This is a genomic window from Streptomyces sp. NPDC003943 (genome assembly GCF_053605265.1).
Genome location: NZ_JBSGIW010000035.1, coordinates 1 through 25,918 on the forward strand (window position 1 = coordinate 1; position 25,918 = coordinate 25,918).

The 25,918-nt window shown below is 73.7% G+C and carries 24 protein-coding genes; 15 read left to right on the top strand and 9 right to left on the bottom strand.

Going from position 1 to position 25,918, the window contains the following annotated elements; genetic code table 11:
• Nucleotides 1-251 precede the first annotated feature (251 nt).
• Nucleotides 252-998, top strand: a complete 747-nt coding sequence (locus tag ACWEV0_RS16695; RefSeq protein WP_453150019.1) for an N-acetyltransferase family protein — start codon at nt 252-254, stop codon at nt 996-998.
• A 70-nt stretch (nt 999-1,068) separates the two neighbouring features.
• Here ACWEV0_RS16695 and ACWEV0_RS16700 read toward each other — a convergent pair whose 3' ends face one another.
• Complete coding sequence (locus ACWEV0_RS16700; RefSeq protein WP_453150020.1) at nt 1,069-2,115, bottom strand: LacI family DNA-binding transcriptional regulator; 1,047 nt, start codon at nt 2,113-2,115, stop codon at nt 1,069-1,071.
• Between the two features lie 271 nt (nt 2,116-2,386).
• Between ACWEV0_RS16700 and ACWEV0_RS16705 the strand changes: the two genes are divergently transcribed.
• From ACWEV0_RS16705 to ACWEV0_RS16725, 5 genes are all read left to right on the top strand, one after another.
• Entirely contained in the window at nt 2,387-3,733 is a 1,347-nt protein-coding gene (locus ACWEV0_RS16705) for an ABC transporter substrate-binding protein (RefSeq protein WP_453150021.1), read from the top strand.
• 81 nt (nt 3,734-3,814) lie between these two features.
• A complete protein-coding gene (locus tag ACWEV0_RS16710; protein WP_453150067.1) occupies nt 3,815-4,783 on the top strand; it encodes a carbohydrate ABC transporter permease in 969 nt (322 codons plus the stop codon).
• Between the two features lie 4 nt (nt 4,784-4,787).
• Entirely contained in the window at nt 4,788-5,642 is an 855-nt protein-coding gene (locus ACWEV0_RS16715) for a carbohydrate ABC transporter permease (protein WP_453150022.1), read from the top strand.
• A gap of 104 nt (nt 5,643-5,746) precedes the next feature.
• Nucleotides 5,747-7,192, top strand: coding sequence for a GH1 family beta-glucosidase (locus ACWEV0_RS16720; protein WP_453150023.1), 1,446 nt, complete (start codon nt 5,747-5,749; stop codon nt 7,190-7,192).
• An 84-nt stretch (nt 7,193-7,276) separates the two neighbouring features.
• Nucleotides 7,277-7,924, top strand: a complete 648-nt coding sequence (locus ACWEV0_RS16725) for a maltokinase N-terminal cap-like domain-containing protein (RefSeq protein ID WP_453150024.1) — start codon at nt 7,277-7,279, stop codon at nt 7,922-7,924.
• A gap of 76 nt (nt 7,925-8,000) precedes the next feature.
• On the opposite strand, the gene ACWEV0_RS16730 is transcribed toward ACWEV0_RS16725, so the two are convergent.
• Complete coding sequence (locus tag ACWEV0_RS16730) at nt 8,001-8,918, bottom strand: glutaminase (protein WP_453150025.1); 918 nt, start codon at nt 8,916-8,918, stop codon at nt 8,001-8,003.
• A 161-nt stretch (nt 8,919-9,079) separates the two neighbouring features.
• On the opposite strand from ACWEV0_RS16730, the gene ACWEV0_RS16735 reads away from it, so the two are divergent.
• Nucleotides 9,080-9,691, top strand: coding sequence for a DUF1326 domain-containing protein (locus ACWEV0_RS16735; protein ID WP_453150026.1), 612 nt, complete (start codon nt 9,080-9,082; stop codon nt 9,689-9,691).
• Between the two features lie 19 nt (nt 9,692-9,710).
• Here ACWEV0_RS16735 and ACWEV0_RS16740 read toward each other — a convergent pair whose 3' ends face one another.
• Nucleotides 9,711-10,541 (bottom strand): DUF2182 domain-containing protein, encoded by an 831-nt coding sequence (locus ACWEV0_RS16740; RefSeq protein WP_453150027.1) that lies wholly within the window; start codon nt 10,539-10,541, stop codon nt 9,711-9,713.
• A 134-nt stretch (nt 10,542-10,675) separates the two neighbouring features.
• On the opposite strand from ACWEV0_RS16740, the gene ACWEV0_RS16745 reads away from it, so the two are divergent.
• On the top strand, nt 10,676-11,482 hold the full coding sequence (locus ACWEV0_RS16745) for a VOC family protein (RefSeq protein WP_453150028.1): 807 nt from the start codon (nt 10,676-10,678) through the stop codon (nt 11,480-11,482).
• A 39-nt stretch (nt 11,483-11,521) separates the two neighbouring features.
• Here the strand turns inward: ACWEV0_RS16745 and ACWEV0_RS16750 are convergent, their stop codons facing one another.
• Nucleotides 11,522-12,625 carry an enoyl-CoA hydratase/isomerase family protein gene (locus ACWEV0_RS16750; RefSeq protein WP_453150029.1) on the bottom strand — a complete coding sequence of 368 codons (1,104 nt, stop codon included), beginning with the start codon at nt 12,623-12,625 and terminating at the stop codon, nt 11,522-11,524.
• Between the two features lie 179 nt (nt 12,626-12,804).
• Between ACWEV0_RS16750 and ACWEV0_RS16755 the strand changes: the two genes are divergently transcribed.
• From ACWEV0_RS16755 to ACWEV0_RS16770, 4 genes are all read left to right on the top strand, one after another.
• Nucleotides 12,805-13,296, top strand: a complete 492-nt coding sequence (locus tag ACWEV0_RS16755; protein ID WP_453150030.1) for an SRPBCC family protein — start codon at nt 12,805-12,807, stop codon at nt 13,294-13,296.
• Between the two features lie 203 nt (nt 13,297-13,499).
• Nucleotides 13,500-16,271: a SpoIIE family protein phosphatase gene (locus ACWEV0_RS16760; RefSeq protein WP_453150031.1), complete on the top strand. Its 2,772-nt coding sequence runs from the start codon at nt 13,500-13,502 to the stop codon at nt 16,269-16,271.
• Nucleotides 16,272-16,337: 66 nt separating this feature from the next.
• Nucleotides 16,338-16,748: a VOC family protein gene (locus tag ACWEV0_RS16765; RefSeq protein WP_453150032.1), complete on the top strand. Its 411-nt coding sequence runs from the start codon at nt 16,338-16,340 to the stop codon at nt 16,746-16,748.
• 73 nt (nt 16,749-16,821) lie between these two features.
• The gene (locus ACWEV0_RS16770) at nt 16,822-17,406 is read left to right on the top strand and encodes a TetR/AcrR family transcriptional regulator (protein WP_453150033.1); all 585 of its coding nucleotides are present in this window, start codon (nt 16,822-16,824) and stop codon (nt 17,404-17,406) included.
• A 47-nt stretch (nt 17,407-17,453) separates the two neighbouring features.
• On the opposite strand, the gene ACWEV0_RS16775 is transcribed toward ACWEV0_RS16770, so the two are convergent.
• Nucleotides 17,454-18,722 carry a phosphoribosyltransferase family protein gene (locus tag ACWEV0_RS16775; RefSeq protein ID WP_453150034.1) on the bottom strand — a complete coding sequence of 423 codons (1,269 nt, stop codon included), beginning with the start codon at nt 18,720-18,722 and terminating at the stop codon, nt 17,454-17,456.
• Nucleotides 18,723-18,772: 50 nt separating this feature from the next.
• Complete coding sequence (locus ACWEV0_RS16780; RefSeq protein WP_453150035.1) at nt 18,773-19,900, bottom strand: CapA family protein; 1,128 nt, start codon at nt 19,898-19,900, stop codon at nt 18,773-18,775.
• Between the two features lie 125 nt (nt 19,901-20,025).
• Here ACWEV0_RS16780 and ACWEV0_RS16785 point away from each other — a divergent pair, with 125 nt between their 5' ends.
• Entirely contained in the window at nt 20,026-20,652 is a 627-nt protein-coding gene (locus tag ACWEV0_RS16785) for a VOC family protein (RefSeq protein ID WP_453150036.1), read from the top strand.
• A 316-nt stretch (nt 20,653-20,968) separates the two neighbouring features.
• Here ACWEV0_RS16785 and ACWEV0_RS16790 read toward each other — a convergent pair whose 3' ends face one another.
• Nucleotides 20,969-21,616, bottom strand: a complete 648-nt coding sequence (locus tag ACWEV0_RS16790; protein WP_453150037.1) for a DUF6197 family protein — start codon at nt 21,614-21,616, stop codon at nt 20,969-20,971.
• Nucleotides 21,617-21,717: 101 nt separating this feature from the next.
• Here ACWEV0_RS16790 and ACWEV0_RS16795 point away from each other — a divergent pair, with 101 nt between their 5' ends.
• Complete coding sequence (locus tag ACWEV0_RS16795; RefSeq protein ID WP_453150038.1) at nt 21,718-22,374, top strand: NADPH-dependent F420 reductase; 657 nt, start codon at nt 21,718-21,720, stop codon at nt 22,372-22,374.
• A 76-nt stretch (nt 22,375-22,450) separates the two neighbouring features.
• On the opposite strand, the gene aspA is transcribed toward ACWEV0_RS16795, so the two are convergent.
• Together aspA and ACWEV0_RS16805 are read right to left on the bottom strand one after the other, a co-directional pair.
• Nucleotides 22,451-23,902, bottom strand: coding sequence for an aspartate ammonia-lyase (gene aspA, locus ACWEV0_RS16800; protein ID WP_453150039.1), 1,452 nt, complete (start codon nt 23,900-23,902; stop codon nt 22,451-22,453).
• Nucleotides 23,903-24,119: 217 nt separating this feature from the next.
• Nucleotides 24,120-25,160 carry an asparaginase gene (locus tag ACWEV0_RS16805; protein WP_453150040.1) on the bottom strand — a complete coding sequence of 347 codons (1,041 nt, stop codon included), beginning with the start codon at nt 25,158-25,160 and terminating at the stop codon, nt 24,120-24,122.
• Nucleotides 25,161-25,268: 108 nt separating this feature from the next.
• Between ACWEV0_RS16805 and ACWEV0_RS16810 the strand changes: the two genes are divergently transcribed.
• Nucleotides 25,269-25,724 carry an Lrp/AsnC family transcriptional regulator gene (locus ACWEV0_RS16810; RefSeq protein WP_403787953.1) on the top strand — a complete coding sequence of 152 codons (456 nt, stop codon included), beginning with the start codon at nt 25,269-25,271 and terminating at the stop codon, nt 25,722-25,724.
• Nucleotides 25,725-25,918: the final 194 nt, after the last annotated feature.

Below are 25,918 nucleotides of genomic sequence, written 5' to 3' on the forward strand. Positions count from 1 at the left end.
ACCTCCCACCCCCGCCCCCCCCCCCGTTTTTCCCCCCCCCCGCCCCCCCCCGCGGGGGGGGGGGGGGGCCCCCCTGGGGCCCCCCCCCCGCCCTCCGGGGCGGCCACTGCTCGCCGTGCCACCACCGACGGCGTCGCCGTCCCCCGGCGTCGGCCACTTCGCGTAATTCCGTTGCCCATCCGGGGCGGGCGGCGGAACATGGGCCCGCTCACCGCGACCCCGCCATGACTCCGCTATCGACAGGCGCACAGTTGACTCCGCACGACGAACAACGCCAGACCTTCGCCGCCCCCGACGGCCGGCCGGTGCTCACCTACCTCCCGGGCACGCGCGACGGCCATCCCTGGGCCGACCTCGCCGAGGTGGTCGGCCCCGACCCGGTGCCGGCGATCCTCGCCGGGATGTCGGGCTGGGCCGTGTCGGGATCCGTGGAACTCGGCGAGGAGCTGATCCGGCACGGCGCGCGCACCATGCGGCACGCCCACAGCATGCGGCGCGAGCTGGTCGCGGCCGAGCTGCCGCCCGAGTGGGCGGACGCCCGGCTGCCGGACGGACTGCGGGCCGTGCCCTGCGGCCGGCCGGCGCCTGAGCTGTTTCCGGCCTGGCGCGCCGCCTTCGCGGCCGGCCATCCGGACCACTTCCCGGGAGCCGACGAGGAGGCCCTGGCGACCCAGCTCGTCCCGCTGCTGACCGGCGACATGCTGGGTCCGGTGCTGCCGTGCAGCGCGCTCGTGGTCGACGCGGAGGACCGGGTGGTCGCCGGTGTCGTCGCCACGGACCGGGGCGGGCTGCCGTGGATCGCGACCGTGTTCCGGCTGCCGGAGGCCGGCCGCGCCGGCCTGGGCTCGGCGCTGCTGCGCCGGATGCTGGCGGACGCCGCGTCCGACGGTCTCACGGAGATCGAACTGGCCGTGAGCGAGGGCAACCCGGCGCGTCACCTGTACGAGAAGCTCGGATTCCGGATCACCCACACGTCGCTCACCGTCGTCGTGCCCTGACGGCGCCCGGCCCCTGACCGGGCCCGACCGCACTCGCAGCCGTCCGCCCTCCGCCCTCAGCCCTCAGCCCTCAGGACGACTCCCGCACCACCAGCTCCGTCGGCAGCACATACCGCTCCCGTTCCGCCGCCTTCGCCGCATCCCCCGCGCCCGCCGGTCCGGCGATCTCGTCGAGGAGCATCCGCGCCATCGTGCGGCCCATCTCCTCGATCGGCTGGCGGACGCTGGTGAGCGGCGGGTCCATCAGGCGGGCGACGGCCGAGTCGTCGACGCCCACGAGGGCGACGTCGTCGGGGATGCGGCGGCCGGCCTCGCGAAGGACGCCGCGGGCGCCGGCCGCCATGACGTCGGAGGCGGCGAAGACGGCGTCGAGGTCCGGGGCGCGGTCGATGAGCTCGCGCATGGCGCGGCGGCCGCCCTCCTCGGTGAAGTCGCCCGTGGCGACGAGGAGTTCGTCGGGGCTCAGGCCCGCCGCCGCGACGCCCTCGCGGTAGCCGTCGAGGCGGGCGCGGGCCACGTACATGTCGAGGGGGCCGGTGATGGTGGCGATCCGGCGGCGGCCGCGCGCGGCGAGGTGGGCGACGGCGGCGCGGCCGGCGCCCTGGTTGTCGGAGTCGACGAAGGCGGCGGACTCGTCGGCGCCGCGGCGGCCGCCGAGGACGACGGGGAGGCCGAGCTCGCGGACCCGGTCGGGCAGCGGGTCGTCGGCGTGCACGGAAGCGAGCAGCACGCCGTCGACCCGGCGGGCGGCGAGGTACTGCTCGAAGCGCAGGCGCTCGCGTTCGGTGCGGACCAGGGTGAGCAGCAACTGCTTGTCGGCTTCGCCGAGTTCCACACTGACCCCGCGGATGAGGTCGAGGAAGTACGGCTCGGCGAAGAGCCGGGACTCGGCCTCGGGGATGACGAGCGCGATGGCGTCGGTACGGTTGCCGGCCAGCGCCCGGGCGGCCAGGTTCGGCACGTAGCCGAGCTCCTCGACGGCCCGGTGGACCGCCGCGCGGGCCTGATCGCTCACCCGGGGCGAGCCGTTGATGACGCGGGACACGGTGCCCCGGCCGACCCCTGCCCGGGCCGCGACCTCTTCCAGTGTGGGTCTGCCCCTGTGCCGTCCGCTCACGCCCCTCGTTCTCCCCTCGTGCGGCCTCGCCTCGCCCGTGCGGCGACCTGGTCAAGATAGGCCACGATCCCACTCCCCTCCGAAGCGCCGTTCTGAGACGCAAACGCTTGGGAGCGCTCCCACAGTATCGGATCCGAAGTCGGACCGGCCCGCCGACGCACCTTTCGACGAATCCGTGTTCATGTCTTGACACCGCCGCCCGCCAGGCAGGAACCTTCCGGCAACGACGACGTGGGAGCGCTCCCATCCGTGTCCCCCAGAGGAGAGTGGAATGCGCACTACCAGCAGCAGACGGGCCGCCGGCCGCGGCCGTCCCACCGCACTCGCGGTCCTGGCGACCCTGACGGCCGGAACGCTCCTGCTCACCGGCTGCGGCAGCGGCGACGATGACGGCGGGGACGCCGGCGGCACGATCACGCTGCGGGTCGGGACCTTCGGTTCCTTCGGGTACGACAACAAGACCGGCGCCAAGCTCTACGCCGAGTACGAGAAGTCCCACCCCGGCATCAAGATCGTCGAGTCGAACGTCGCCGACGGCCAGAAGTACTGGGACACCCTCAAGCTGCGCCTCTCGCGGGGCAGCGGCCTCGCCGACATCCAGGCGATCGAGGTCGGCTACATCGCCGAGGCCACCGGCCCGTCGATGGCCGGAAAGTGGGTGGACCTCGGCAGGACGGGCGGCGCCGACACGAGCGCCTTCCTCGACTGGAAGGTCAAGCAGGCCACCACCGGCGACGGCAAGGTGATCGGCCTCGGCACCGACATCGGCCCCATGGCCATCTGTTACAACAAGGAGCTCTTCGCCAAGGCCAAGCTGCCCACCGACCGCACCGAGGTGGGGAAGCTCTGGGCGGGCGACTGGGCGAAGTTCCTGGAGACCGGCAGGACGTACCAGAAGAACGCCCCCGAGGGGACCTTCTTCCACGACTCGGCGAGCGGCCTGTTCAACGCCGTCGTCAACAGCGAACCGGAGCAGTACGCCGACGCCCAGGGCCAACTGGTCTGGGAGACCAGCCCCGGCGTGAAGAAGGCATGGGACACCGCCGTCGCCGCCGCGCAGAGCGGCATCACGGCCAAGCTGCGCCAGTTCGACGAGAAGGGCACCTGGAACGCCGCGTTCAAGAACTCGAAGTTCGCCACGGTCGCCTGCCCGAGCTGGATGACCGGAATCATCAAGGACCAGGCGGGCGCCGCCAACCAGGGGAAGTGGGACATCGCCGCCCCGCCGGTCGCCGGCAACTGGGGCGGTTCCTTCCTGGCCGTGCCGAAGTCCGGCAAGCACGTGAAGGAGGCGGCGGAGCTGGCCGCCTGGCTCACCGCGCCGGCCCAGCACGCCAAGGTGTTCGCGGTCAACGGCAACATCCCGTCCACGAAGCAGACCCTCACCTCCCCGGCGGTGACCGGCGCCAAGCTGCCGTACTTCGGCGACACCCCGGTCGGCGAGATCTACGCGGCCGCCGCGGCGAACATCCGGCCGGCCCCGATCAGCCGCTGGGACGGCCAGGTCAAGACCTTCCTCACCGACAACGGGATCCTCGACATCGAGCAGCGCGGCACCGACCCGGCCAAGGCATGGGAGAACGTCAAGAACCTGGTCGACGACAAGATCGACCAGTAGCGGGAGGCGGTGGGGCCCGCTCCCTGCCGGCGGACCCCACCGCGGCGCCCTCGCGACGCCACCACCACCCCGTTCCCTCGTATCCACTTCCTCCGCACACCTCCGGAAGGACGCCCCGTGGCCACCGCCCGGCGCTCCCGGCTCTACCGCTGGGACCTGAAGGCGACGCCGTACGTCTTCGTCGCCCCCTTCTTCATCACCTTCGCCGCCTTCGGGCTCTTCCCGCTGCTCTACACGGGCTGGCTCTCGCTCAACCGGGTGGAGCTCGGCGGCGATCCGCAGTGGAAGGGCCTGGAGAACTACACCGACCTGGCCGGCAGCGAGTTCTTCTGGAACGCGCTCGGCAACACCTTCACCATCGGCGTGATCTCGACCGTCCCGCAGCTGCTCATGGCACTCGGGCTCGCCCATCTGCTCAACTACCGCCTGCGCGGCCGCGGTTTCTTCCGGGTCGCGGTGCTCGCCCCGTACGCGACCTCCATCGCCGCGGCCACCCTGGTGTTCGCCCAGCTGTTCAACACCGACTACGGGCTGATCAACTCGGCGCTCGGCTGGGCGGGTTTCGACCCGGTCGACTGGGAGTCGTCCAAGTGGCCCGCGCAGATCGCCATTTCGGTGATCGTGACCTGGCGTTGGACCGGTTACAACGCGCTCATATACCTCGCGGCCATGCAGGCCGTGCCGCAGGACCTCTACGAGGCGGCGGCACTCGACGGGGCCTCGCGCTGGCGCCAGTTCGTCAGCGTCACCATCCCGTCCATCCGTCCGACGATCCTGTTCACCGTCATCGTCTCCACCATCGGCGCCACCCAGCTGTTCGGCGAGCCGATGCTGTACGGCGGCAGCGTGGGCATATCCGGCGGCAGCGGCAACCAGTACCAGACGCTCAGCCTGCTGATGTACGAGAAGGGCTGGGTCACCGGCGCCCTCGGCCAGGCGTCGGCGATCGCCTGGGTGATGCTGCTGCTCCTGCTCCTCATCGGCGGCGTCCAGTCGCTCGTCGCCCGCGCCGACCGCAGGAAGTCCGACCGCAAGAAGCTGGGGGGCTGAACCCGTGCGCACCCGTTTCCGCCCGTCGGCCGGCCGTCAGCACCACGCGGGGCCGCTGACCTACGTCCTGCTCGGCCTCGCCGCGCTGGTCTCGCTCTTCCCGCTCTACTGGAACCTGGTCGCCGCCTCGCACACCGGCGAACGCGTGGTCACCGCGCCCGCGCCGCTGCTGCCCGGCCCGCGCCTCCTCGACAACCTCTCCTTCGCCTGGAACCAGGTCGACATGGGCGAGGCCCTCGTCAACACGACCGTCGTGGCCTCGCTCGTGGCGCTGTCCACGGTCCTGTTCTCGACACTCGCCGGCTTCGCCTTCGCCAAGCTGCCGTTCAAGGGCCGCAACGTGCTGCTGACGCTGGTGGTGGCGACGATGACGATCCCGCCGCAGCTCAGCGTCATCCCGCTGTACCGGATCGTCACCGACCTCGGCTGGGTCGACCAGCTCCAGTCCGTGGTCCTGCCGTCGCTGGTCGCCGCGTTCGGCGTGTTCTTCATGCGCCAGTTCCTGATCGAGGCGCTGCCGGTCGAGCTCGTCGAGGCGGCCCGGATGGACGGGGCGCACTCGCTGCGCGTCGTCTGGCACGTGGTCTTCCCGGTCGCCCGGCCCGCCATGGCCGTCCTCGGCATGCTGGTCTTCGTCCAGGCGTGGAACGACTTCTTCTGGCCGTTCATCGCGCTCACCCCCGACGGCAATCCCACCCTCCAGGTGGCCCTCGCCGGCCTCGGGGCCGGCGACCACACCGTCGACCAGGCCGTGGTGCTGACCGGCGCGCTGATCTCCACGGTGCCGCTGCTGCTCGTCTTCGCGGTGCTCGGCAAGCACATCGTCGGCGGCATCACCGCGGGCGCGGTCAAGAGCTGACGCCCCGCCCCGTCCCCTCGACCGCCCTCGGTTCGTTTCCCGTACGGCAGTCAACGCCTCAGTCCTTCGTTCTCCGTCCTTATCTGTGTGGGGAGTGCCCTTCCATGACCGCGTCCGACACCCGGCCGCTCACCGCCGTCCGCCGTTTCCCGCCCGAGTTCCTGTGGGGCGCGGCCACCGCCGCGTACCAGATCGAGGGGGCGGTGGCGGAGGACGGCCGTACGCCGTCGATCTGGGACACCTTCTCGCACACGCCGGGGAAGGTCTTCCAGGGCCACACCGGTGATGTCGCCGTCGACCACTACCACCGCTTCCGCGAGGACGTCGCGCTGATGTCGGAGCTGGGGCTGAACGCCTACCGCTTCTCGGTGTCGTGGTCCCGGGTGCAGCCGACCGGGCGTGGCCCGGCGATCCAGAAGGGCCTCGACTTCTACCGGCAGCTGGTGGACGAGCTCCTCGCGGCCGGGATCGAACCGGCGCTGACGCTGTACCACTGGGACCTGCCCCAGGAGCTGGAGGACGCGGGAGGCTGGCCGGAGCGGGCGACGGCGGAGCGGTTCGCGGAGTACGCGGCGCTGGTCGCCGACGCTCTGGGCGACCGGGTGAGCCGTTGGACGACGCTCAACGAGCCCTGGTGCAGCGCGTTCCTCGGGTACGGCTCCGGGGTGCACGCCCCGGGGCGTACGGAGCCGGTGGCCGCGCTGCGCGCCGCGCACCATCTGAACCTCGGGCACGGGCTCGCCGTGCAGGCGCTGCGGGCGGCGCTGCCGGCCGGGGCGAAGCTCGCCGTGTCGCTCAACCTGCACGAGGTGCGGCCGCTGACCGCGTCACCGGCGGACCGGGAGGCGGCCCGCCGGATCGACACCGTCGGCAACCAGGTGTGGCTGGGCCCGATGCTGGAGGGCCGCTATCCCCGGGAGCTGTTCGCGGACACCGCGCGGCTGACCGACTGGGGCTTCGTCCGGGACGGGGACGAAGCGACGGCCGGGCAGCCGCTGGACTGGCTGGGCATCAACTACTACACCCCGACGGTCGTCTCGCGGGTCGGCGAGGGCGAGGTGAAGCCGCAGGACGACGGGCACGGCGACAGCGCCTTCTCGCCGTGGCCGGGTGCGGACGACGTCGCCTTCCACCAGGCGGACGGGGAGCGGACGGCGATGGGCTGGCCGGTCGACCCGTCGGGCCTGCGGGACCTGCTGACCCGGCTCTCGGTCCGCTACCCCGGGCTCCCGCTGGTGGTCAGCGAGAACGGGGCGGCCTACGAGGACGAGGCGGCGGCGGACGGCTCGGTGCACGACCCGGAGCGGGCGGCCTACGTCCACGCGCATCTGGAGGCGGTGCACGGGGCGATCGAGGCGGGCGCCGACGTCCAGGGCTACTTCCTGTGGTCGCTGCTCGACAACTTCGAGTGGGCGTACGGCTATGCGAAGCGGTTCGGTGCCGTGCGCGTGGACTACGACACGCTGCGGCGCACGCCGAAGTCCAGCGCGCGCTGGTACGCGCGGGTGGCCGGATCCGGTGAACTGCGCGCCCCCGGCGCGGACTTCTGACCGAAGATCGTCAGGAGGTACGGTGCGAGGGCGGCCCACCCGCACGTGGACCGGAGCGTACCGTCACGGAGGAAGTGCACAAGGATGTCTGTCATTCACAGGACCACCATGGCTCCGACCAAGCTGGAGCTCCTGACGGCCTGGCTGCCGGCCCGCCCCTGGTACCGGGGCGGAGCCGACGCCGTGCCCGAGCTCGAGCGGGCCGGCGGGTTCCGGCTCGACGACCCGGAGGGCGAGGTGGGCATCGAGTTCATGGTGGTCACGGACTCCGCCGGCGACGAGGTCCACTCCTACCTGGTGCCGCTGACCTACCGCGGCGCGCCGCTGGAGGGTGCCGAGCGCGGGCTGATCGGCACGTCCGAGCACGGGGTGCTCGGTACGCGCTGGATCTACGACGGGGCGCACGACCCGGTCCTGGCGGGCGAGTTGGCCGCCCTCCTGGAGGGCCGGGCGGTGCCGCAGGCGCAGAGCGTGTCGGACACCCCGGACCCGACCGTCGAGGCGTCCTTCGACGGCACGGGCTCGTGGGACGCGTCGGCCACGCCGGTCGTGGAGGAGGGTGCGTACGGCACGGACGTACGGCTCGGTGCCGGCGCGCCGGTGCTGCGCGTGGCCCGGGTGCTCGACCCGAAGGCCACGGGCGCGCGGGGCCAGGTGATCGCCGGCTGGCGGATGCCGGACGGCGAGGAGCGCCGCGCGGCATACGTCCTGGTCTTCGACTCGGCGGTCTGAGCCTCCGCGCCGTGGCTAGCCGGCCCTGACCGGCCCTCGCGGGGGATCCGGTCAGGCCCCCTCGCGGAGGATCCGGTCAGAACACGGACAGCCCGGTGATCGTGGTGAACCGGTCGAGGGCGGTGACGCCCGCGACCGAGTTCCCGCGTTCGTCCAGGCCGGGGCTCCACACGCACAGCGTGCAGCGGCCCGGGACGACCGCGATGATGCCGCCGCCTACTCCGCTCTTGCCGGGCAGTCCGACCCGGTAGGCGAAGTCGCCGGCGGCGTCGTAGGTGCCGCAGGTGAGCATGACGGCGTTGATCTGCTTGGCCTGGCTGCGGGTGAGCAGCCGGGAGCCGTCGGCGCGGATGCCGTGCCGGGCGAGGAAGCCGGTGGCGAGGGCGAGGTCGGCGCAGGACGCCTCGATGGAGCACTGGCGGAAGTACTCGCGCAGCAGGGTCGGCACCGGGTTGGCGATGTTGTCGTAACTGGCCATGAAGTGCGCGAGGGCGGCGTTGCGGTCGCCGTGCGCGCTCTCGGAGGCGGCGACGTCGCGGTCGAAGTCGAGGTCCTGGTTGCCGCTCTCGGCGCGCAGGAAGTCGAGCAGCACGCCGGAGGCGTCGCCGGTGATGCGGTGCAGCTGGTCGGTGACGACGAGGGCGCCCGCGTTGATGAACGGGTTGCGCGGGATGCCGTTCTCGTACTCCAGCTGGACCAGCGAGTTGAAGGGGTTGCCGGACGGCTCCCGGCCGACGTGGTCCCACAGCGGATCGCCCTTGCGGGCGAGGGCGAGTGCCAGGGTGAACACCTTGGTGACCGACTGGGTGGAGAAGGGCTGCTGCCAGTCCCCCACGCCGTACACGGTCCCGTCGAGCTCGGCGACGGCCATGCCGAAGCGGCCGGGGTCGGCGGAGGCGAGGGCCGGGATGTAGTCGGCGGGCCGGCCGCGCTCGGTGAGGCCGGCGATCTCCTCGGCGATCCGGTCGAGGACGGGTTCGAACGTCAACAGCATGATCACATCATGCGACGACCGGTCACCGGGCGCTGCCCCCACCCCCCTCTGGCGGGGCCTTCGGTGGAAGCGTCAACCATCCGTTGCATCGCTTCCGGGGCCTGCCTAGCGTGGAACCAAGGGGAAGCAGTTCTCCGGAGGAGCACATCATGTCATGGAGCATGTCCGGCAATTATCTGGCCGGTTGTTCGTGTGCGCTGCTCTGCGGCTGCGCGGTCGACGCGCAGCCCCGGGACAAGGCAGGCAATGAGCAGTGCGTGGGTGTGGGCGTCTTCCACATCGCCGAGGGGCATCTGGACGAGACGGACCTGTCGGGGGTCGACTTCGCGCTCTACAACCAGTTCCCGAGCCATCTGACGGCGGGTGACTGGAAGATCGGCATCGTGGTCGACTCGGGCGCCACCGACTCGCAGGCGGAGGCGGTCGACACCATCGTGTCCGGGCGCGAGGGAGGTCCGTTCGAGCAGCTCTCGCAGTTCTTCGGCGACTACATGGGCATGGAGCGCGCGGAGGTCGGCATCTCGGACGGTGACAAGCCCAGGCTGTCCGTGGGCGGCCGGTCCGAGATCGAGGTCACCGCGCTGACCGGCCCCGACGGGGGCCCGACGACCGTGAAGAACGCCATGTTCGGGTTCGCGCCGGAGTTCACGCTCGGCACCGCATCGGGCAGCTCGGAGGCGTTCGGGCTGACCTTCGAGGGCTCGTACGGAGAGATCGGCGACTTCGCCTTCGCGAGCGATCAGGCGGAAGGCGCCGCCACCGGCCGCGGATGAACCGAGCGGCACGGGGAAGTCAGGGCGCGCCCGTCCCGCTCATCGGGGCCATGGGCGCGCTCGGTGCCGTGAGGCCGGGCAGCAGCCAGTCCTGCGCCGGGCCGACGAGGCAGAGGACCGCGAGGACCAGGAAGGCTATCCCGGCCACCCGGCTCAGCGCCGGGCCGTGACGCCACAGTTTCTCCAGGAAGATCACGCCCGCGACGGCGGCCATCGCCGCCACGTTCATCACGCCGAGCGGGATGAGCACGATCATCAGGCCCCAGCAGCAGCCCAGGCAGTACATGCCGTGGTGCAGGCCGACCCGGAAGTCGCGGGCGCGGGGGCGGTAGCCGGCGTAGGTGATCAGCTGGGACATCGGGCTGCGGCAGTGCCGCAGGCAGACGTTCTTCAGCGGCCCGAGCTGTTGCAGCCCGGCGAGCGCGAACGCCGTGGCGCCGATCCACCGGCCGGCGCCGGGGTGGTCCTGGACGAGGTCGCCGGTGAGGGCGAGCAGCCCGTAGGCGACGAGGCCGAAGGCTGTCCAGACGACCAGGTAGCCGGAGACGAAGGCGGTGGTGCGGCCGGCGCGGACGAGTCCGGTGGACTGGCGGGCGATGCCCTTGGCCCAGGTGATGGCGACGGGCGCGACGGACGGGAACATCATCGCGATCATCATCACGAGCCACAGCGCGAGGAAGAGCGGCACGGCCAGGCCCATGGTCCCGGGTTCCACTCCCATGTCCCTCGCCTGGGCCACGGTCAGGGTCCAGGCGAGGGCCGCGAGGACGACCATCAGGAGCCAGGCGACGGCCAGGTCCCGGGCCGGCAGCAGCGCCGGGGCGCGGCCGGAGGTACGTGTCTCGCCCACCCCTCCAGCACAGCACACCCTGCGGCCGGGTCAACTCGTGGCGCGGCCCCGGGCACCCGCAAGTGGCGAACCCGGGCCGTCCGGGCGAGGGTGGCTCGTGGGGGCCCGTACTGGTGGTGAGTGAGGTGAGCCGGGTGCCGTTGAGCGCGGATGAGCCGGGCGCGCCGTGCTGGCTGAGTCTGGCGGTGCGTGACCTCGGCGCGGCGGAGGAGTTCTACGGGGCCGTCCTCGGCTGGACGTTCCGGCACGGCCCGCTGGGCCAGGGTTTCTCGGTCGCCGAGCGGAACGGCGTCCCGGTGGCCGGGATGGGCGAGGTGGCCGAGCGGATGGCGGTGCCGGTGGCGTGGACCTCGTTCTGGGCGGTCGCCGACGCGGACGCGGCGGTGGCGCGCATCCAGGAGCGCGGCGGCACGGTCGGCGTGGGCCCGGTGGCGTATCCGCCGCGCGGCCGGGCCGCGCTCGCCACCGATGTGGAGGGCGCGGCCTTCGGCGTCTGGGAGGGCCGGATCTCCTCCCGCTGGCGTCTTGGCGAGTACCACGCCCCGGTCTGGCTGGAGCTGCACACCCGCAACGCCTTCGACGCGGCGCTCTTCTACGGCGGCGTCCTGGAGTGGCTCGACAACGGGGAGGACGACAGGCCGCAGCGCTTCGAGGTCTCCTACGAGGACGAGCAGGTGGTGCTGCGCCGCCACGGCGAGGCGCTGGCCCGGCTCAACAGCGGCCCGGTCGAGGCGTCCTCGTCGCAGCCGCAGTTGCGCCCGCGCTGGCTGGTCCACTTCCGCGTCCCGGATCTGGCGCAGGCGACCGCCACCGTCCTGGCGCACGGCGGCTCCCTCGTTCCCGAGGCCGACCAGGGCTGGCGCGCCCCTTCGGGGCAGCGGGCGACGGTGCGCGACCCGCAGGGCGGCCTCTTCACGCTGGACGAGGCGCCGGGCGTCTGAGGCCCGTGCCCGCAGCGGCCCGGCACGGCCGGCCGGCCCTTACTCCCCCTGCTCCGGCGCCTTCAGCCCCAGCTCCCCCGCCGCGCGCGGTGCGAACCAGCGCTCGGTGTCCTGCTCGGTCACCTCGGCGAGCGTGGCCGGGCTCCAGTGCGGGTCGCGGTCCTTGTCGACGACCTGGGCGCGGATGCCCTCGACCAGGTCGGGCGAGGCGAGGGCGGCGCAGGAGAGGCGGAACTCCGTGTTCAGGACCGCTTCCAGGCTGTCCTGTGCGCGGGCGCGGCGGAGGGCCGTCAGGGTGGCCTTGAGGGCGGTGGGCGAGCGGGTGAGGAGGACGGTCGCGGTCTCCTTGGCCTCGGGGATGCCGGAGTCGGTGAGCCGCCCGACGACGGCTTCGACGGTGTCGGTCCCGTCGGTCTCCGCGTAGCAGTCGTCGATCCAGGCACGGCGCCCGGCGAGCTCGCCGGGCGGGGCCGGGCGGGCGAAGCGGGCGACGGCCTCGGCGGCGGGCTCGCGGGTGAGGGCGGCGGCGAGCGCGGGCAGGTCGGCGGAGGGCACGTAGTGGTCGGCGAGGCCCGCGAGGATCGCGTCGGCGGCGCCGGCCTGCGCGCCGGTGAGGGCGAGGTGGGTGCCGAGTTCGCCGGGCGCGCGGCTGAGCAGATATGTCCCGCCGACGTCCGGTACGAAGCCGATGCCGGTCTCCGGCATGGCGATCCGGGAGCGTTCGGTGACGATCCGGACCGAGCCGTGTGCGGAGACGCCGACGCCGCCGCCCATGACGATGCCGTCCATGAACGCCACGTACGGCTTGGGGTAGCGGGCGATCCGGGCGTTGAGCCGGTACTCGTCGCGCCAGAAGTCCGGGGTGGCGGTGCCGCCGGCGCGGGCGTCGTCGTGGATGGCGCGGATGTCGCCGCCGGCGCACAGGCCCCGCTCCCCCGCGCCGCGGATGACGACCGTCTCGACGGCCGGGTCGTGCTCCCAGGCCGTGAGCGCCTCGTCGACGCGGCGCACCATCGCGTGGGTGAGGGCGTTGATGGCCCGGGGCCGGTTGAGGGTGAGGAATCCGGCGCGGCCCTCGGTGTGGACGAGGACCTCGGGCTGGGGCCCGGAGTCGGGCGCGGGGAGGTCGGCGGTGACCGACATGCTGTTTCCTTCCGGCGTACGGAGTCGGCCTGCGCGGGGCCCGGGGTGCGGCCCCGGCTCGGCCGGCGAAACGATCTTCCGTCCACCGTAACCGGCGGGACGCCCCGCGCACAGGGCCTTCGGTCGGCTAACGTACCCGCCGGTAACACGACGAGCGGGGCAGACCGAGGGGAGCGGACGTGGCACGGCAGTGGAGTCTGGAGGAGTCGGTACGGGTGGAGGGCGCGGATCCGGCCGCCCTGTACGGCCTGGTGGCGGACCTGCGGAACATGGGTCGCTGGAGCCCGGAGTGCCGGCGGGTCCTGGTGGGGCGGCCACCGGTGCGCACCGGCACCCGGTTCATCGGCCTCAACAAGCGCGGCCTCTTCCTCTGGTTCACCACCGGCCGGGTCACCACGGCCCGCCCGGGCGAGGAGTTCGTCTTCGACGTCGGCGTCTTCGGGCTGCCGATCGCACGCTGGGGTTACCGCTTCGAGGCCGAGGCGGACGGCGCCGGGACCCGGATCACGGAGAGCTGGCAGGACCTGCGCAGCGGCCGCGGCTCGAAGCTGACGACGCTCCTCGGCACCGTGTTCGCGGGCACCTCCCCCGAACGGCGGATCGCCGTGAACCGGCAGGGAATGCGCACGACGCTCGCCCGTATCGCGCAGGCGGCCGGCCGGCGGGCCTGACGGCCCGCGCCCGCAGTACCTCGCCGTCCGGTCCGCGCCGCGCCCGCCTTCCTCTCCCGCGCTTTCCGCGCGTTCCCGGTCGCCCTCCGTGCCCGTCCCCGTTTCCCCTGCCCGGGGCGGCGGGGGCAGCATGGAAGGAAGCCCCGGCGGCGCGGCCCCGGCCATCAGCCGCCGGAGCGGCCCTCGGGCGGGAAGGAGGCGGCGTGGCGCGAGGCGCGGACCGGTCGGCCGGTGGCAAGCGGCGGCGGCCCTCCGGGCTGCGGAGTCTGGCGGGGCAGGTCTTCGCGCTGCAGGCGATCGTCGCCCTGCTGATCGTCGCGGCCGCCGCGCTGGCGCTCGTCCTCCAGGGCGAGTACGACAGCGAGCGCGACGCCCGCAACCGCTCGCTCGCCGTCGCCGAGGCGTTCGCCCACTCGCCCGGGATGGCGGAGGCGCTGCGCTCGCCGGATCCGACGGCGGTGCTCCAGCCGCGCGCGGAGGCGGCCAGGGCCGGCTCCGGTATCGACTTCGTGGCCGTGCTCGCCCCGGACGGTGCCCGCTACACGGACTCCGACCCGTCGCTCATCGGGCAGCGGGCCAGCGGCGACATCGCGCGGGCGCGCAACGGCGAGTCGTTCACCGAGATCTACCACGGGGCGCCGAAGGACGCCGTGCGCGCCGTCGTACCCGTCCGGGACGCCCACGGGACCGTGGTCGGCATGGTGAGCAGCGGCATCGAGGTCGAGACCGTGGGCCAGGCCGTGCGGGGCCGGCTGCCGCTGCTGCTCGGCGCGGCTGCGGTCGGCGTGGCGGTCGCGGTGGGCGGCACGGCGCTGGTGAGCGCCCGGCTGCGGCGGCAGACGCACGGCCTCGGCCCGGCGGAGATGACCAGGCTGAAGGAGCACCACGAGGCGGTGCTGCACTCGGTGAAGGAGGGCGTCGTCATCGTCGCGGGCGACGGGCGGCTGCTGCTCGCCAACGACGAGGCGCGCCGGCTGCTCAAGCTGCCGCCGGACGCGGAGCGGCTGCACGTCCAGGAGCTGGGCCTCGATCCGCGTACCACCCATCTGCTGCTGTCCGGGCGGGCCGTGACCGACGAGGTGCACCCGGCCGGGGACCGGCTGCTCGCCGTGAACGTCCGGCCGACCGGGGACGGCGCGGCCGACGGCGGCGTCGTCATGACGATGCGCGACACGACCGAGCTCGCCGCGCTCACCGGCCGGGCCGAGGTGGCGCGGGGCCGGCTGCGCCTGCTCTACGAGGCGGGGACGCGGATCGGGACGACGCTGGACGTCGTACGGACGGCGGAGGAGCTGTCGGAGGTGGCGGTCCCGCGGTTCGCCGACTACGTGACGGTGGAGCTGCTCGACCCGGTGGTGCGGGGGGAGGAGCCCTCGGGCGCGTTCACCGAGATGCGGCGGACGGCGCTGAGCGGGGTGCGGCCGGAGACTCCGCTGCAGCCGGTGGGCGATCTGATCCGGTTCGTGGTGCCGACCACGCCGATGGCCTCGGCCCTCGACGAGGGGCGGGCGGTGATCCAGCCGGACCTGGCCGCGGCGCAGGGCTGGCGGGAGCAGGACCCGGAGGGCGCGGCGCAGGCACTCGCGTACGGGCTGCACTCGCTGCTCACGGTGCCGCTGCTCGCCCGCGGGGTGGTGCTGGGGATGGCCAACTTCTGGCGCGGGACGGACACCCCTGAGCCGTTCGGCGAGGAGGACCTGTCGTTCGCGGAGGAGCTGGCGGCGCGGGCCGCCCTGGCGATCGACAACGCGCGGCGGTTCACCCGCGAGCACTCCATGGCGGTGACGCTGCAGCGCAGTCTGCTGCCGCGGGTGCTGCCGGAGCAGAACGCCATGAAGGTCGCCTTCCGCTATCTGCCGGCGAAGGCCGGGGTCGGCGGCGACTGGTTCGACGTGATCCCGCTGCCGGGGGCTCGGGTCGCGCTGGTGGTCGGGGACGTGGTGGGGCACGGGCTGCACGCGGCGGCGACGATGGGCCGGCTGCGCACGGCGGTGGCGAACTTCTCGACGCTCGACCTGCCGCCGGACGAGCTGCTCGGCCATCTCGACGAGCTGATCGACCGGCTCGGCGAGGAGACCGAACCGGGCGGGGAGAACGGCGCGGAGGGCGACGGGAACCGCGGGGCGGAGGGCACGGCCGGCGCGACCTGTCTGTACGTCATCTACGACCCGACGTCCGGCAGCTGCACGATGGCGAGCGCCGGGCATCCGGGGCCCGCCCTGGTGCGGCCGGACGGGAGCGTGGAGTTCCCGGCGGTGCCGGCCGGACTGCCGCTGGGGCTCGGGCTCGGAGACCGCCCGTTCGCGTCGACGCGGCTGAAGCTGGAACCGGGAAGCAAGCTGGTGCTGTTCACCGACGGTCTCCTGGAGGACCGCCGCCGGGACTACGACACCGGTCTTGAGCTGCTCCGCAAGACCCTGGCGCGACCGAACCGCTCCCCGGACCAGACCTGCACCGACGTCCTCACCACACTGCTGCTCCCGGTGCCGGCCGACGACATCGCGCTGCTCGTCGCCAGCGCCCGGCGGATCGAGCCGGACCGGATCGCGGAGTGGGAGGTGCCGAGCGATCCGTCGGCGGTCTCCCCGGTGCGCACGCAGGCGGCGGCGCGGCTGAGTTCCTGGGGCCTGGAGGACGTGGGGTTCACGGCGGAGCTGGTGCTCAGCGAGCTGATCACCAACGCGATCCGGTACGGCCGGCCGCCGGTGCGGGTCCGCCTGATCCACGACCGGGTGCTCATCTGCGAGGTGTCCGACGGCAGCAGCACCTCGCCGCACCTGCGGCACGCCACCGACACCGACGAGGGCGGCCGCGGCCTGTTCCTGGTGGCCCAGTTCGCCCAGCGCTGGGGCACCCGCTACGCCCGCCGCGGCAAGACGATCTGGGCCGAGCTGCCGGTCTCCCCGGACGGCCCGGGAGAGGAACTCGGGGGCCCGTTCGTCGACCCGGACGCGCTGGAGGATCTGGCCTGGTGAGGGCGGGCGAGGGGGTGGTTACGCTCGGTGCGGCACGAATCCCCGAGTGCCCCCTGAGGAGCGCACATGCCCAGCCCCGCCGTCACCGGCGCCCTGCACCACGTCGAGCTGTGGGTCCCCGACATCGGGCGCGCCACCGCCTCCTTCGGCCCCCTGCTCGAAGCGCTCGGCTACCGGCCCTTCCAGCACTGGGACCGCGGTCGCAGCTGGCGGCTCGGCGCCACCTATCTGGTGTTCGAGGAGTCCTCTGCGCTGAGCGCCGGCACCCACGACCGGCTGCGGCCGGGGCTCAACCATCTGGCGTTCCACGTGGCGACACGTGCCGAGTTCGACGGGCTGGTCGACCGGGCGGTACGGGGCGGCTGGCGGCTGCTGTTCCCCGACCGGCATCCGCACGCGGGCGGGGAGCAGACGTGCGCGGCCTACCTGGAGAACGCGGACGGGTTCGAGGTGGAGCTCGTCGCAGCCGAGTGGTGACCGGCCGACCCCACTCCATCCGTAGTACTCTCCCCGGAGTGCATACGGTGCCTCGGCGGCGGGAGTGAAGACGGTGGCGCGCAGCAATCCGGAGCGCAGGGCCGCGCTCGTCGACGCGGCGATCGAGGTGCTCGCCCGGGAGGGCGCCCGGGGGCTCACCTTCCGGGCCGTGGACACCGAGGCGGCCGTCCCGCCCGGCACCGCGTCCAACTACTTCGCCAACCGCGACGACCTGCTCACCCAGGCCGGCGCCCGCGTGTACGAGCGGCTGCAGCCCGACGAGGAGACGATCGCGCGACAGCGGGCGGCGAGCCCCGACCGGGAGACCTACACCCGGCTGATGCGCGAACTCGTCGGACGCGTCAGCGCCTTCCGCACCGGCTATCTGGCCCTCCTCGAACTCCGTCTGGAGGCCACCCGCCGCCCCGAGCTCCGCGCCGTCCTGACCGAGCGCGTCCGCGCCGACGTCGACGCCAACGTGGCGTACCACGAGAGCTCCGGCCTGCCGGGCGACGCGACCGCCGTCAAGCTGCTGATCCTCGCCTTCAACTGGCTGATCGTGGAGCAGCTCACGCTGCCGGGCGTCTACTCCGAGGAGGAGCGCGACGCCCTGATCGCGGCGGCGGTCGACCGGATCGTCGGCGCGTCCGCGACCTGAATCGTCGGCGCGTCCGGGCCTGAGTCGTCGGCGCGTCCGGGGCCTGGTCAGAGCCGGTCGGCGAACCACGCCGCCGCCAGCGTGCCCACCTCCTCCAGGGTGCCCGGCTCCTCGAAGAGGTGGCCGGCGCCCGCGACCGTGACCAGGCGGTGCTCGCAGCGCAGCAGGCGTTCGGCCTGCCGGTTGAGGTCGAGGACCAGCGAGTCGGCGCCGCCGACGATGAGCAGGGTCGGCGCGGTGACCTGGGGCAGGCGCTCGGCCGCGAGATCGGGGCGGCCGCCGCGGGAGACGACGGCGCCGACGGTGCTGCCGGGCTCGGCGGCGGCCCACAGCGCGGCGGCGGCGCCCGTGCTGGCCCCGAAGTAGCCGGTGTGCAGCGCCCCGGTGCCGGGGCGGGCGGCCAGCCAGGCGGCGGCCTGGGTGAGCCGCTCGGCGAGCAGCGGGGTGTCGAAGACGTTGGCCCGGTCGGCGGCCTCGTCCTCGGTCAGCAGGTCGAAGAGGAGCGTGCCGAGCCCGGCGCGGCCCAGGGTCGCGGCGACGGCCCGGTTGCGCGGGCTGTGCCGGCTGCTGCCGCTGCCGTGTGCGAAGAGCACCACGCCCGTGGCGCCGTCGGGCACGCTCAGGTGCCCGCCGACCTCCAGGCCGCCGAGCGGGATCCGCACCTCGGTGTCCTCCCCCCGCGCCCCGCGCCGCAGCCGCAGCGCGGCCACGACCTCCTCGTCCGCGGTCTGCGCGAAGTCCCGGTAGAACTGGCCGATGGCGTAGAAGTCCGCCGGCTCGTGCACGCAGTACGTCTCGTCGGCCACGCGCGCCACCCGGTCGGACCAGCCGCGCGGCGCCACCGGCACCGCCAGCACGATCCGGGCGGCGCCCCGGGCCCGTACCACCTGGCAGGCGGCGAGCGCGGTCGCGCCGGTGGCGAAGCCGTCGTCGACCACGACCGCCGTGCGGCCGCTGATGTCGGCGGGGGCGCGGTCGCCCCGGTAGCGCCGGGTCCGCTCCTCCAGGACGGCCCGTTCGCGCTCCTCCGTCGCGGCGAGGTCGCGGTCGGAGACGCCGGTCTGGGTGATCACGTGCTCGTTGAGGACCCGGACGCCGCCCTCGCCGATCGCGCCCATGGCCAGTTCGGGCTGGTAGGGCACGCCCAGCTTCCGTACGAGACAGATGTCGAGTGGCGCGTCGAGCGCGTCGGCGACCTCCGCGGCGACGGGCACTCCGCCGCGGGGCAGCCCGAGGACCGTCAGGTCCTGCCCTTTGAGGCCGGTGAGCCGGGCGGCGAGCTGCCTGCCGGCGTCGATGCGGTCGGTGAAGTACATGTCCTGCTCGCCTTCCTGCCCGCCGCCCGCGCGCCCGGCCCGGCGGGCCGTCACACGGGCCGGGCCGTCAGGGCCGGTCCGCCGTCGCTGCCGTCCGCGGGGTCGATCCGCATCCCGTAGGGGTGGCTGATCCGGCCGAGCACGTCGTGGAGCCACCGCGCGTCCGCCTCCGGGGCCCGCTCCAGGCGCAGCCGGCGGCTGCGCAGCGGCACGAGCCGCACCTCCGCCAGCGCGCCGTCCTCGTCGTGGACGGTGACGAGGTAGAGGAGCCGCAGGTCGTCGCGGTAGCGCTCCTGTCCGCTGATGCCCTCGTAGTCGTTGACGAGGTCGCCGCAGCCGTGCAGGACGAGCCTGCCCCGGTACGCCTCCAGGGGCCGCGGGTGGTGCGAGGAGTGGCCGTGCACGATGTCGGCGCCCGCGTCGACGAGGGCGTGGGCGAAGGAGACCTCGGTGCGGTCGGGGGCGTAACCCCAGTTGGAGCCCCAGTGGACCGAGACCACGACCAGGTCGCCGGGCCTCCGGTCCGCGCGCAGCCGGGCGGTGAGCCGGGTCGCGGCCTCGCCGTGCGGCCCGGCGCCGTAGTGCACCCCGCCGTGCCGGGCCGTCGCCACCCAGTCGCGCGGCACGCCGCTGGAGGCGAGGCCGAGCGCGTGGACGAGCAGTCGGCGCCCGCCGGGCAGTGGCACGACGGCGGGCCGCCGCGCCTCCTCGGCGTCCCGCCCGGCGCCCGCGGTGCGCAGCCCGGCGGCGGCCAGCGCGTCGAGGGTGTCGTCGAGCCCGCGCCGGCCGTAGTCGAGGGTGTGGTTGTTGGCGAGGACGACGACATCGGGCCGTACGACGCTGAGCGCGGCCAGGTTCTCCGGGGCCATCCGGTAATGCACGGCCTTGCCGGGGAAGGGCACGCCGTGCCGGGTCACCGAGGTCTCCAGGTTGACCACACGGGCGTCGGGCCGGGCCGCGTCGATCAGACCGAGCGCCTCGCCCCAGGGGTAGCCGGGAGCCACCTGCCGGGGCACGGGCCCGGAGACGGCTTCGGCGAGCGTCACGTAGTCGCGGGCGTCCCGCACGTACCGCTCGGTGAGGGCGGGGTCGACGGGACGGGGGAGGATCTGGTCGATCCCCCGGCCGAGCATCACGTCTCCGCAGAGGAACAGTCCGGTCAGGCCGCTGCCGCCCATACGCCCAGGGTAGTCCGCCGGACGTCGCCCGATGCGGCGCACCGGGTCGGCCGGACAGCCGGTGGACCGGGATCGGTCAGGATTCGAGAAGCGCCGGACGGCACGCCGGAAATAGCGTGATCGTCATGACCTCACTCGCACTCCTCACCCTCGAAGTGGCCGATCTGACGGCCGCCGAACGCTTCTACGCCGCCTCCGGCCTCGGCGCCCATGTGCGCCTGCGGGCCGCCACGGACGAACCGTCGGACGGCTTCCGCGGCTTCGCGGTCTCCCTCACCGTGGACCGGCCGGCCGACGTCCGCACCCTGGTCGACGCCGCCGTCGACGCCGGCGCGACCGTCCTGAAGCCCGCCGCCAAGTCCTTCTGGGGCTACGGCGGCGTCGTACGGACGCCGGACGGGACGATCTGGAAGTTCGCCTCCTCGGAGAAGAAGGACACCGGGCCCGCGACCGGGCGGGTCGACCGGGTCGTGCTCCTGCTCGGCGCGACGGACGTGGTCGCCACCAAGCAGTTCTACGTGGCGCAGGGCCTCACCGTGGCCAGGAGCTTCGGCCGCAAGTACGTCGAGTTCGCCGGCTCCGAGGGCGCCGTCACGCTCGCCCTGTACGGCCGCCGGGCGCTCGCCAAGGACGTCGGCGTCCCGGCCGACGGCACCGGCTCCCACCGGATCGCGCTGGGCGGCGACGGCGGCGCGTTCACGGACCCGGACGGGTTCGCGTGGGAGCCCGCGACGGTCACGACCGCGGGCTGACGCGACACCCGGCCGCCTTGCCCGCCTCTGGCCGTGGAACACGGCAGCGCGACCGGCTCCGGTCCGCCGTGGAGCAGCTCCGGGACGGTTCCGGGCGCACTTCGCCCTGCACGACCACAGCAGGCGCAGCGGCCGGCGGCGGGAGCGGAGCGGGGCGGGGCGGCCGTCATGCGCGGGCTCCCGCACGCGTCTGGTCGGCGAGGGCGTCCTCGTACCCGGAGCCCCTCTTCCGGCACACCGTCGACGACATCCTGGCGGCCCTCGGCGACGGCGCCCGCTGAGCCGGCCGCCCGCGTCCGCCCGGGATCCGGACGCTCTAGCGCCCCGCCCGGGCCGCGCGGCGGATGGTGGCGTCCACCAGGGCGAGCGCGTCCTCCGCGGTCCGGCCCGGGGCGCGGTTCCAGGGACCGATGAGGTCGTGCCAGCCACGTGAGCGGAGCTCTTCGAGCATCCAGGCGCCGGCCTCGTTGAGGGTGGCGGCGCTGCCGTGGCCGAGGCGGTGGGCGGTGAGCATGGCGCCGCAGACGCAGCGGGCGCCGCGGACGTCGCGGAGCTTGTACGGGGTGTTCTGCCAGCCCCACTCGGTGAGGACGCGCCGGGCGTGGCCGAGATGGACCGAAGGAAGCACGTCGGGGCTGCCGATGCGGCGCCACATGTGCAGCCGGTCCGGCAGGATCGCGCCGAGGCGGCCCGGGAGCGGCCGTTCGGCGGGCCGGGGCGCGGGGTGGGGCGCGGGGTGGGGGTCGAGGGCGGCGAGGGCGTCGGCGACGAGCTGGTCGACGGGGACCGAGAGCAGCCGCCGCCAGTCCGGGGCGGCGGGTTCGTCCCGTACCGGCTCCGGCAGCTCGGCCCAGCGGGCCGTCATCTCCTGCCAGGCCGCCGTCTCCAGAAAGGCGGCGGCCTCACGGTCGAGGTCTTCGACGGTCGCGACGGCGGTGAGGGTGGTGACGGTGGTGCTCGGCATGCGGGCGACTCCACGAGTGATTCGTGCCTACTTTGTCCTGATATCGGTAAGAATGTCGGCTTCGATGCACTCGGACTTGAGCCCTGTGAAGGAGCGTGCCCATGAGGATCGCCGTACTCGGCACCGGCGAGGTCGGCCGGCGGCTCGGCGGCAAGCTGGTGGAACTCGGCCATGAGGTGACGCTCGGGTCGCGCTCCCCGGACCATCCGGGCGCGACGGAGTGGGCGGCACGGTACCGGGCCGCCCACGGCACGTTCGCGGCGGCCGCGGGCGGCGCGGAGCTGGTGGTGAACGCGACCGGCGGCCTGGTGTCGCTGGCCGCGCTGGAGTCGGCGGGCGCGGAGAATCTGGCGGGCAAGGTGCTCGTCGACGTGTCGAACGCGCTGGACTACTCGCACGGCATGCCGCCGCGGGTGGTCACCCCGGACGGCGGGAGCGTGGCCGAGCAGATCCAGCGGACCTTCCCCGCCGCCCGGGTGGTGAAGACGCTGAACACCCTGACCAACACGGTGATGGTCGACCCGGGCCGGGTGCCGGGCGAGCACGTCGTCTTCGTCTGCGGCGACGACCCGGCGGCCCGGGCCGTGGTCACGGACCTGCTGCGGTCCTTCGGCTGGCCGGACGGCCGGATCCTCGACCTCGGCGATCTGACAGCGGCCCGCGGGACCGAGCTGCTGCTGCCGCTGTGGCTGCGTCTGTACGGCACGTTCGGCACCGCGGAGTTCAACTTCGCGGTGCCGAGGGCGCCGGGGGCGTGATCAGGGGATCAGACGGTCCGGTGATGCGGTGACCAGGCCAGGTGATCCGGTGATCTGGCGATCAGGCATCTGCCGATCAGGAGCTCAGCACGCCACCGAGCTCACCCGGGGCGCCGGTCAGGTGCTCGGGGGTGAGGAGCTCGGCGAGCCGCTCGGGCGGGAGCAGGCCCTTCTCCAGGGTGAGTTCGGCGACCGAGCGGCCGGTGGCGAGGGCCTCCTGCGCGATGGCGGTGGCCGCGGTGTAGCCGAGGTGGGGGTTGAGTGCGGTGGCGAGGCCGATGGAGTTCTCGACGCTCGCGCGCAGGTGGTCGACGTTGGCGGTGATGCCGGTGACGCAGCGCTCGGCGAGGGTCAGGCAGGCCGCCTTCAGGGAGGTCAGGCTCTTCGACAGGGCGTGGAAGATGACCGGCTCGAAGGCGTTGAGCTGGAGCTGGCCGCCCTCGGCCGCCATGGTGATGGTCATGTCGTTGCCGATGACCTCGAAGGCGACCTGGTTGACCACCTCGGGGATGACCGGGTTGACCTTGCCGGGCATGATGCTCGAACCGGCCTGGACGGGCGGCAGGTTGATCTCGCCGAGGCCGGCGCGCGGGCCCGAGGAAAGCAGCCGGAGGTCGTTGCAGGTCTTGGAGAGCTTCACGGCGATCCGCTTCAGGACGCCGGAGAGCTGGACGAAGGCGCCGCAGTCCTGGGTGGCCTCGACCAGGTTGGCGGAGGTGACCAGGGGCAGGCCGGTGATGCCGGCGAGGTGGCGGCGGGCGGTCTCGGCGTAGCCGGGGGCGGCGTTGAGGCCGGTGCCGATGGCGGTGGCGCCGAGGTTGATCTCGTGGATCAGCTCGATCGCCTCGGCGAGGCGGCTGCGGTCCTCCTCCAGCATCACGGCGTACGTGGAGAACTCCTGGCCCAGCGTCATGGGCACGGCGTCCTGGAGCTGGGTGCGGCCCATCTTGACGACGCCGCCGAACTCGACGGCCTTCGCGGCGAAGGCGTCCTGGAGGACGGCCATCGCGCGCAGCAGTTCGCGGGCCGCGCCGATGGCGGCGATGCGGATGGCGGTCGGGTAGACGTCGTTCGTCGACTGGCCGAGGTTGACGTCCTCGTTGGGGTGCAGGTGCGCGTAGTCGCCCTTGGCGTGGCCGAGGAGTTCGAGGGCCCGGTTGGCGACGACCTCGTTGGCGTTCATGTTGGTGGAGGTGCCCGCGCCGCCCTGGACGACGTCCACGACGAACTGCTCGTGCAGCGCGCCGTCCCGGATCTCGCGGCAGGCGGCGACGATGGCGTCCGCCTTGGCGGCGGGCAGCAGGCCGAGCTCCTCGTTGGCGAGGGCGGCGGCCTCCTTCACTGCGGCGAGCGCGTCGATGAGCGGCGGGTAGACGGAGATCGGGATGCCGGTGATGGCGAAGTTCTCCGTGGCGCGCAGGGTGTGCACCCCCCAGTACGCCTCGGCGGGGACGTCCCGGTCGCCGAGCAGGTCGTGCTCGCGGCGGACGGGCTGCTCGGTGTCGGTGTTCTGCTGTGCGGGGATCACGGTGATGGGCGCCTTACGCGTGGGAGGGGGCGGCGTGGTGGGGGGCGGCGTGCGAGAGGTCGGCGGGGCGGGTCGGGCACCCGGGGGCGGGCCAGGCACCGGGGCTCGGCGTGGCGGTCGGGCACCGGGGGGGGGCGGGCCGGGCACCGGCTCGGCGTGGACGGGCGGGCCGGGCACCCGGGGGCGGGCCGGCGGGGGCGCACCGGCGCCCGCTCGGTCAGTGGGCGGCGGCGAGCGCCGGCTCGGGGCGGACCGGGCCTTCGAGGAGGGTGCGGAGCAGGGCGGTGCGGCGCTCCGGCGAGGGCGTGTCGGTGAGCAGGGCCGCGAGCAGGGCTATGCGGGCCTGGCCGGGGCGCAGGGTGCCGGCCAGGATCGCGCCGGCGGCGGCCAGGTCGACGGCGCCGCCGCCCGTGTAGACCTCGGCGACCGGGCCGGAGGCGACGCGGGTGGAGAGGACGACGTGGACGCCCTGGTCGACGGCGCGGGCGACGGCCTCGGCGATCTCGGGGGTGGCGTTGCCGGCGCCGGTGCCGACGAGGACGATGCCGCGGGCGCCGGCGGCGACGGACGCGTCGAAGAGCACGGGGTCGGCGTCGGAGTGGTGCGTGACGATGTCGACGCGGGGCGCCGGGCAGCCGTCGGCGGGCAGCGGGAGCGGTGCCGGGCGCTCGGGCTCGCGCTCGACGTCGACCCGGCCGAAGCCGAGGCGGCCGACGCGCTCGCCGGACGGGTCGGCGAAGGGGTCGGCGGCGAGCGTCCTGGTCTTCACGGTGCCGCGGGCGGCGTGGACCAGGCCGTCGAAGACGACGAGGACGCCGAGGCCGTGGACGGTGGCGGCGACCTGGAGCGCGTCGTAGAGGTTGGCGGGGCCGTCGCCGTCGCCGGTGCCGAAGGGGCGCTGGGCGCCGGTGAAGACGACCGGCCGCGGGTCGGAGTGGTGCAGGTCCAGGAAGAAGGCCGACTCCTCCAGGGTGTCGGTGCCGTGGGTGACGACGATGCCGTCGACGCCGGGGTCGGCGAGCGTCTCGTGGACCGTGCGCAGCAGGGCCAGCTGGCGGTCGGTGGTCATCCGGGAGCTGTTCACGTTGAACAGGTCGACGACCTCGACGCGGACGTTCTCGGGGACGGCGGCGGTGGCGACGACGTCGTCGCCGGAGGCGTCGGCGGCGTATCCGCTGCCGGTCCAGCGGCTGGCGATGGTGCCGCCGGTGCTGATGACCACGATGCGGCGCTGCCGGTCGTCGCGCGTCCACTTCATGACTGTGCTGTCCTTCCCTGGGGTGCGCGGCAACGATAGGTCAAGGGTCGCGCTACGCGATTGCGAAATCACCCCACTCTTGTTTCATGCGTGGTGGATAATTGCGCCATGGACAGGATCGATCTCCATATCTTGCGCGAGCTCCAGCAGGACGGCCGGCTGAGCAACCAGGAGCTCGCCCAGCGCGTGGGCCTCAGCCCCTCCCCCTGCCTGCGCCGGGTGCGCCAGCTGGAGCAGGACGGCGTGATCCAGGGCTATCGCGCGGTGATCGCCCCGGAGGCGGTCGGGCGCGGCTTCGAGGTGCTGGTGTCGGTGGAGGTGAAGCGGGACCGGGAGACGGTGGAGGCGTTCGAGGAGGCGCTCCAGGACATCCCGGACGTGATCGAGGCGTACCGGCTCTTCGGCAGCCCCGGCTGTCTGCTGCGGATCGCGGTCGCCGACCTCGCGGCGTACGAGCGGCTGTGGATCGAGCGGCTCACGACGCTCGCGGGGGTCACCGAGGTGAATTCGCAGATCATCATGAAGCGGGTGAAGGAGCCGCGCGGGCTGCCGGTCGAGCGCTGACCTGAAACCGCCCTCCGAGCGAGTCTCCGGCGGACCTCGCGAGGTGAACGGAAGCGGAACGGACGGGAGCGCAAAAGCGCAGTTCAACACGTATACAACGAGGCTCCGTTCGCCCCGTCGCGGTGATCAAAACGGACAAGGCCGCCCACACCGCCAAGGTGGCTTGACCCCACCTGTCCGACCCTGCATCGTTC